Origin of the sequence: Paractinoplanes bogorensis (genome assembly GCF_018829635.1) — a bacterium.
Classification (GTDB): Bacteria; Actinomycetota; Actinomycetes; order Mycobacteriales; family Micromonosporaceae; genus Actinoplanes; species Actinoplanes bogorensis.
On record NZ_JAHKKG010000002.1, the window covers coordinates 833,341 to 839,765 of the forward strand.

Below are 6,425 nucleotides of genomic sequence, written 5' to 3' on the forward strand. Positions count from 1 at the left end.
CACGCCCCGTCCCCGTCAGGGTGCGGGGCGTCTTTCGTCGCACGGAGTACGCTGCCCGGAGTTGTTCTTCGTTCAAGGGAGTCGCGCGTGCGTTCCATCCGACGTGGAGACAGCGGCCCGGCCGTTGCCGAGATTCGATCGATCCTGGTCGGTCTGGAACTGCTGGAGACAGCCGGAGACTCCTTCGACGATGCCACGGACACCGCGGTGCGGGCCTTTCAGCAGAGTCGCGGGCTCGGCGTGGACGGCCTGGTCGGCGACGAGACGTGGGGTGCGCTCGACGCGTCCCGCTGGCGCCTCGGCGCGCGCACCCTGTTCCACTCGGTCCCCGACGCGCTGGTCGGCGAAGATGTGCGCACCCTGCAGGAGCGTCTGCTCGAGATGGGCTTCGACGCCGGCCGCACCGACTCGATCTACGGCCCCCGCACGGCCCGCGCGGTCGCCCAGTTCCAGCGCGAAGTCGGCCTCACGCCCGACGGATCGTGCGGCCCCCAGACCATGAAGGCGCTGCGCGGCCTCGGTCGCAAGGTGGTCGGCGGCCGGCCGCAGTGGTTGCGCGAGGCCGAGGCGTTCCGGCAGGCCGGCACCAACCTGGTCGGCAAGACGATCGTGATCGACCCGGGCCACGGTGGCGGCGACGACACCGGCGTGGTGGTGCCCGACGGGCCGCTGCGCTGGAACGAGGCCGACCTGGTCTACGACCTGTCCTCCCGGCTCGAGGGCCGGCTGGCCGCGGCCGGCATGCGGGTGCACCTGACCCGCGGGCCGCACCCGGCCGAGCCGATGAACGGCGCCGACCGGGCCGCGCTGGCCAACAGCCTCGGCGCCGACCTGCTGATCTCGCTGCACCTCGACGGCCACGACAACGAGGCGGCCGACGGGGTGGCGACCTACCACTACGGCACGGGCAGCGGCCTGAGCTCGACAGTGGGGGAGCGGCTGGCCAACCTCGTGCAGCGCGAGATCGTCGTCCGGACCGGCATGCGCGACTGCCGCATCCACGCCAAGACGTGGGAGTTGCTGCGTTTGACGCGCATGCCCGCCGTACGGGTCGATCTGGGTTATCTCACCTCGGCCACCGACCGTGATCGCCTGGTCAACCCGCTGTTCCGCGAGCAGATCGTCGAGGCGATCCTGGCCGCCGTGCAGCGCATGTACTACCCGGTCGAGGCCGATGTGCCCACCGGCTCGATCGACGTGCGCCAGCTGCGGATGGCGCTCGCCAACCGGACCTAGTTCTCCGCGTTGCGCGTTGCTGTGGCCGGGCGTACCGGTCGCAGCAACGTCTCGGGGCTCATCGAACCGAGCAGCTTTTCCAGCGCGTATTCCACGTCGGACTTCCACGACAGGGCCGTGCGCAGCTCGAGCCGCAACCGCGGGAAGCGCGGGTGCGGGCGAACCGTCTTGAACCCCACGGAAAGGAAGAAGTCGACCGGCGCGACACAGCCCGGCTGCTTCTCCTCGTCGGCCTCGCCGAACTTCGCGTCGCCGAACGCCTCGATCGCCTTGACGCCCCGCTTGGTCAGATCGCGGGCGACGCCCTGCACCAGCATGCGGCCGAGCCCACCACCGGCGAACGACGCGACCACGTGCGCGGTCATCAGCAGGGCGGCGTCGGCGCTCACGGGCGAGGTCGGGAAGGCCATCGAACGGGGGACATAGGCGGGCGGGGCGTACATCACAAAACCGGCCGGCATGCCGTCGACGTAGGCCAGCTTGCCGCACGAACCCCACTCGAGCAGGGTCTGCGAGACCCACGCCTCCTTTTCCAGGCCGGGATCACCCGAGGCGCAGGCCCGCTCGGCCGCAACCGGGTCCAGCTCCCAGTAAACGCACTGGCGGCAGGGCCTCGGAAGGTCCTCGAGGGTGTCCAGCGTGAGGTTGACCAGCCGTCGTGACACTCTTCCCCCCAGCGTGTTTCCCGGCCCGCTCCCGGTGGGATCCTACGCCGCAATACTCATGAACGGGACCAGCTCGGGCACAGTGCCCGGTTAACCGAGGGCTTCTGTCGCAGGGCGCGGCTACGATTCTCTGGACTGTCTCCCACCTCGTGAGGTGAAGCCGCATGACCGGCACAACCCAGGACGATTACACCGACCGGTACGCGCGCCGGGTGCGTGGCATGACCACCTCCGAGATCCGCGCACTGTTCGCAGTGGCAAGTCGTCCCGAGGTCGTGTCGCTGGCCGGCGGCTCTCCCTACATCGCCGCCCTGCCGCTCGACGCGGTCGGCGAGATGCTCAACCAGCTCGCCGCCGAGCAGGGCGCCAGCTCCCTGCAGTACGGCATCGGCCAGGGCACGGTCGACCTGCGCGAGCGCATCTGCGAGGTGATGGCGCTGTCCGGCATCCACGGCGCGTCCCCCGACGACGTGGTGGTCACCGTCGGCGGCCAGCAGGCCATCGACCTGCTCGCCCGGCTGTTCCTCGACCCGGGCGACGTGGTGCTGGCCGAAGGCCCCAGCTATGTCGGCGCGCTCGGCGTCTTCCAGGCGGCGCAGGCCCAGGTGCAGCACGTACCGATGGACGATGAGGGGCTCATCCCGGCCGCCCTCGAAGAGGCGATCGCCGCCGTCGCGCGATCCGGCCGCCGGGCCAAGTTCCTCTACACGATCCCGACGTTCCAAAACCCGGCCGGCGTCACCCTGACCGACGAGCGGCGCGAACAGGTGCTCGACATCTGCGAGCGCGCCGGCCTGCTGGTGGTGGAGGACGACCCGTACGGCATGTTGTCGTTCGAAGGTGAGGCGCCGCGCCCGCTGCGGGCCCGTCGTCGCGAGGGCGTGTTCTACGTGAGCACCTTCTCCAAGACGTTCGCCCCCGGGTTGCGCGTCGGGTGGATCCTCGCGCCCCACGCCGTACGGGAAAAGCTCGTGATGATGAGCGAGGCGAACGTGTTGTGCCCGAGTGCGTTCGCGCAGGGTGCGGTCACGCAATATCTGGCCACCATGCCGTGGCAGGAGCAGATCAAGGTCTATCGCGAGATCTACCGCGAACGGCGCGACGCCATGCTCGGCGCGCTGCGCGACCTGATGCCGCCCGGCTCGTCGTGGACCCACCCGACCGGTGGGCTGTTCGTGTGGGCGACCCTGCCCGAGGGCCTCGACTCCAAGGCAATGATGCCCCGTGCGATCGCCGCGCGCGTGGCCTACGTACCGGGAACAGGGTTTTATGCCGACGGCACCGGCCGGTCGAACATGCGGCTCAACTTCTCGTTCTCGTCGCCCGATCGCATCCGCGAAGGCATCCGCCGACTGTCCGGCGTGATGGAGCAGGAACTGGCGATGCGGGCGGTCTTCGGCGGTGCGTCGGCTCCGTCCCGGCGCCGGGGCACGGCCGCCGCGGACGCCCCCGGCCCCGACTTGGCATGATCTCCTCCATGGTTGCGGGTGACGATGTGCGCGTGATGGTCCTGGCCGGTGGCCTCTCCTACGAGCGAGACGTGTCGCTGCGCTCGGGCCGCCGGGTGCTCGACGCGCTGCGCGCCGCCGGTCTGAACGCCGAGATGCGCGACGCCGACGTATCGCTGCTGCCCTCGCTGCAGGAAGACCCGCCCGACGCCGTGGTGATCGCCCTGCACGGCGCGACGGGGGAGGACGGTTCGCTCCGCGGCGTCCTCGACCTGTGCGGCGTCCCCTACGTCGGCTGCGACGCGCGGGCCGCCCGCCTGGCCTGGGACAAGCCATCGGCCAAGTCGATGCTGCGCGAGGCCGGCATCCCGACGCCCGACTGGGTGGCGCTGCCGCACGACCGGTTCTCCGAGCTGGGCGCGGTGGCGGTGCTCGACCGCATCGTCGACCGCCTGGGCCTGCCGCTGATGGTCAAGCCGGCCCAGGGCGGTTCCGGTCTGGGCGCGGCGGTCGTACGGGAAGAGAGCGCGCTGCCGCCGGCGATGGTCGGCTGCTTCGCCTACGACTCGACCGCCCTCGTCGAAAAGTTCGTGCCCGGCATGGACGTGGCGGTCTCGATCGTCGACCTCGGTTCGGGCCCGCAAGCCCTGCCGATCGTCGAGATCGTCCCCCGCGACGGCGTCTACGACTATGCGGCCCGCTACACGGCCGGCCTCACGACCTGGCACACGCCGGCCCGGCTGTCCCCGTCGGTCGCCGCGCAGGTGGCCGAGACGGCGCTGGCCGCGCACAAGGCGCTGGGCCTGCGCGACCTTTCCCGTGTCGACCTGATCGTCGCCGACGACGGTTCGCCCCAGGTGCTGGGCATCAACGTGTCGCCCGGCATGACTGAGACGTCGTTGTTGCCGCTCGCGGTGCAGGCGGCGGGGGAAGACCTGGGCCGCATTCTGCAGACGCTGGTCGAGCGGGCTGTCGCCAGATCAAGTTCCTGATTTCGCCGTACGCGTCGTCGAGTGCTCTCGGCTTCGCCGCTGGTCCGCTCTCGCCTTCGCGGGCTGTTCCTTTGCCGGCGTCGCCGTTGGTCCGCTCTCCCCTTCGCGGCCGTTCCATTGCCGGCGTCGCCGCTGGTCCATTGCCGGCGTTGCCGCTGTTCCTTGTCGGCGTCGCCCGGGCCGTCACGTCGTTTCGGGCGGTTCGTCGGGTACTTGCTTCTGAGCGCTTGTTGCGCTGAGCGCGTGTTGCGCTGAGCGCGTGTTGCGCGGCGCGCTTTGTTGCGCGGCGCTTGTTGCGCGGCGCGCTTTGCTGCGCGGCGCTTGTTGCGCGGCGCTTGTTGCGCTGAGCGCTTGTTGCGCTGAGCGCGTGTTGCGCGGCGCGCTTGTTGCGCGACGCCCTCTACCTGCAAGCCTTCGCTACCCTCTCACGCTCACCCGGGCGCCCGCGCCTACTACGACACCCACCGCGACCGAGGCCACACCCACCACCAAGCCCTGCGCGGCCTGGCCAACCGCCTCGTGGGCCTCCTACATGGCTGCCTACGGGACCACACCACCTACGACAAAGCCACCGCCTGGCCAGCCACCGAGAAACAACCGCTGGCCAACGCTGCTTGACTTCTTACGCACGTGGGATGTCTAGGCGCTGCCTGCCAGAGCGTCCAGCCAACTGTCGAGATCGCGGGCCAAGGCGTTCAGCCGGGTCGTGGTGGCGGCGATCTCGGCCCGGCCCAGGTCTTCGCCAGCGCGGTGGAGAGTGTTGTAGTCGAGCCATCCCACTGCCGCGTCCACCCACGCGCCGAAGATCCAGGGTTGCGCCTCGACTCGGATCCTGCTGCGCCTTCGGTAAGCCGTGACCGCCCGCACGAACGCGTCACGATCGCCGTCGGCCCAGTCGAGTGCGAGCCCCACGGCCTCCGGAACCGCACCGATCGGCCCGGCGGCATCCCAGTCCAGCGCGAGCAGCGTCCCGTCCGAGCGCAACAGAGTGTTCTTGCGATCAAGGTCTTGGTGGCTGTCGACGACGAGCATTCGGTCGGGCCCTCGGCTGACCCGTCGAACCAGATCGACCAGATCCGGGTCTCGGGGCGTCGCCTCGTCTTGTCGGGTGGCGTCTGCGCGGGTGGTGTGGACCAGGTGCAAGGTGATCGGGCCGTCGCCGTCGAGGTGGGCCTTCGTCAGCGGCGCCTGCACATCGGCTCCGGTCACGTCTGCCCGGGTGATGTCTGCTCGGGTGACGTCTGCCCGGGTGACGTCTGCCCGGGTGGCCTCCCATCGTGGCCGGCCGGCGGCATGGATGGTCGCTAGCAACTCGGCCGCCTGATCAGGGTCGCCGGCGCCCGCCCGGCCATCGACCCACCGATGCACCCGGAAGAGCCCACCCTTGACCACATCCTCGGAATCGCCCGCGGAATCATGCTCGGAATCGCCCTCGGCTCGGATGAGCGCCCGGCCGCTTCCGGGCTCCGCGATCGGTTCCGGCATGGGCACCCCGGCGTTCCATGCGCGCTGCTCGATCAGAAACGCGGCTTCGACGTTAGCCACGAATCGCGGCTCCCGAGCGTTGACGATCATCCGCTTGACCGCGAACTCGCCATTCTCCGTACGGACCCGCCACAGCTCATTGGACAGCCCGCCCGAGACCGCGACCGGTTTCCCCGACAGCCGCCCCAGCCCGAACCGCTCCACCACCCGCCCGATCACCATCGCCTCCCGCCGCTTTCAGTCCTCTTCCTCAATCGACCCTCGACGCCTGACCGACCCGCCCACCACCCGCCCGATCACCATCGCTAGATCCCCGCTCCCACTCCACGACTCGTTCTCGTTCACTTTCCTCAATCGCCCCTAGCCACCTGGCCAACCCCGTGTGCCTTTGTTGACGTCCAGCGTTCGGAATCGCCCCGCCCGATCACCCCGCCCGATCACCCCGCCCGATCACCCCGCCCGATCACCCCGCCGCCGGTCACGTCCTCGTACGCCCCCCTCTGCTCGCACATACCTATACTCGCACGTGCCCACCCCTCACCTCCCCTCACTCCTCATTAACTCTTATGCCCTCGTCTTCTTCCACCCCACACAATCCA

At 69.9% G+C, this 6,425-nt stretch carries 5 protein-coding genes; 3 read left to right on the plus strand and 2 right to left on the minus strand.

Going from position 1 to position 6,425, the window contains the following annotated elements; genetic code table 11:
• The first annotated feature begins 87 nt into the window (after positions 1-87).
• The gene (locus tag KOI35_RS08665) at positions 88-1,236 is read left to right on the plus strand and encodes an N-acetylmuramoyl-L-alanine amidase (RefSeq protein ID WP_215785485.1); all 1,149 of its coding nucleotides are present in this window, start codon (positions 88-90) and stop codon (positions 1,234-1,236) included.
• Here KOI35_RS08665 and KOI35_RS08670 read toward each other — a convergent pair.
• Complete coding sequence (locus KOI35_RS08670) at positions 1,233-1,901, minus strand: GNAT family N-acetyltransferase (RefSeq protein WP_215785486.1); 669 nt, start codon at positions 1,899-1,901, stop codon at positions 1,233-1,235. The genes KOI35_RS08665 and KOI35_RS08670 overlap by 4 nt on opposite strands.
• A 164-nt stretch (positions 1,902-2,065) precedes the next feature.
• Between KOI35_RS08670 and KOI35_RS08675 the strand changes: the two genes are divergently transcribed.
• Both KOI35_RS08675 and KOI35_RS08680 read left to right on the plus strand, forming a co-directional pair.
• The gene (locus KOI35_RS08675; RefSeq protein WP_215785487.1) at positions 2,066-3,370 is read left to right on the plus strand and encodes an aminotransferase-like domain-containing protein; all 1,305 of its coding nucleotides are present in this window, start codon (positions 2,066-2,068) and stop codon (positions 3,368-3,370) included.
• An 8-nt stretch (positions 3,371-3,378) separates the two neighbouring features.
• Positions 3,379-4,341, plus strand: a complete 963-nt coding sequence (locus tag KOI35_RS08680) for a D-alanine--D-alanine ligase family protein (RefSeq protein ID WP_246612654.1) — start codon at positions 3,379-3,381, stop codon at positions 4,339-4,341.
• A gap of 639 nt (positions 4,342-4,980) precedes the next feature.
• On the opposite strand, the gene KOI35_RS08685 is transcribed toward KOI35_RS08680, so the two are convergent.
• On the minus strand, positions 4,981-6,048 hold the full coding sequence (locus KOI35_RS08685; protein ID WP_215785489.1) for a phosphotransferase: 1,068 nt from the start codon (positions 6,046-6,048) through the stop codon (positions 4,981-4,983).
• Between the last annotated feature and the right edge of the window lie 377 nt (positions 6,049-6,425).